The sequence below is a fragment of the Extensimonas perlucida genome, assembly GCF_007655255.1.
Taxonomy (GTDB): Bacteria; Pseudomonadota; Gammaproteobacteria; order Burkholderiales; family Burkholderiaceae_C; genus Extensimonas; species Extensimonas perlucida.
This window is the reverse complement of sequence record NZ_VMYE01000050.1, coordinates 1-1,063: the sequence shown is the minus strand read 5'-3', so window position 1 is coordinate 1,063 and position 1,063 is coordinate 1. Positions and strand designations below refer to the sequence as shown.

1 protein-coding gene is annotated in these 1,063 nt (G+C 66.7%); it reads right to left on the bottom strand.

Translation table 11 applies throughout. The features are described from left to right. Window positions 1-354 precede the first annotated feature (354 nt). The coding region (locus tag FK527_RS17170; protein WP_144735887.1) for an integrase catalytic domain-containing protein at window positions 355-1,063 on the bottom strand (709 nt) is incomplete at its 5' end.

The following is a 1,063-nucleotide window of genomic DNA, read 5'->3' as shown; positions in this document are numbered from 1 at the left end:
AGCCCCCGCAAAAAGCAGCGAGGCGCAACGAGTCGAATCGTTGTAGACGTCGGCAGTGTATTGGAGATTTTTCTCACCATCGTGGAGGGCTGTGGGCAAGTGGGCGAAGGGCGCGGGCGGTGGGCAACGCCTGCGTTGTCCACGGGTCGCACCCGGTGCGCCGCCAGGCGCATCGTCCACTTGTCCACAGCCCTTGCCGGGCGCGCAGCGCCCGGCCCCCGCCCTCCGCCCATGCGCTTGGCTTGCACCATCTGGGCGCTTGCTTCGTGCCTGCTGCGCACCTGCGGTGGGCCGCCACCAGTGCCGCCAGGGCACAATAGCACCGCCCTCGCGCCCATCCCTTCACGCGCCCGCTCACGCGCGTGCAGCCGCCTCAGGAGGCCGGCGGCAGGTGCGACGAAACAAATCCGCCCGCGCCGCATTGAGCTCTTCTGCTGCCTGCACATCGCTCAGCGCCAGGGCGCGTTGCTGCAGCTCCTGTAGCGAAACCCCCGCGCGCAGGCCCTGCGCCGCATCAGGCAGGCTCGCCAGCTTGGAGAGGGGTGTCATCACGTCCCTGGGGTCATACACCCGCTTGATGCGCCCGGGCTTGGTGGGGTGGGGCACCTCGGTGGCGAACAGGCAAGGGCGGTGAAAATTCAGGAACGGGTTCAGATACTCGATGCAGAAGGTGTTGAAGTGCAGCGCGTGCCGCTGCTCGATGTGCTCAAAGCCGAAGACCTTGCGCACCACCGCGCCGTTCTTGGTCTCGACCAGCGCGTTGTCGTTGCTGCGGCGCGGGCGGCTGCGCGTGAACTCGATGTGCAACTTCTGCAGCATCTGCGCCACCCGGTGGTTGACATACTCGCTGCCGTTGTCCGAGTGAAAGCCCAGAATCTCGAAGGGAAACTGCGCCAGCATCTGCTCGATCACCCCCAGCAGGTGCACCTCGCTGATGGTCTGCACGCTGGCCACCACCTGCCACTGCGTGACGCAGTCCACCGCGTTGATGTGGTACAGCCCCTTGGTGCCGTCCTGGTCGCCCTGGTGCACGCTGTCGATGCGGATGAAGCCCGCACGCCCC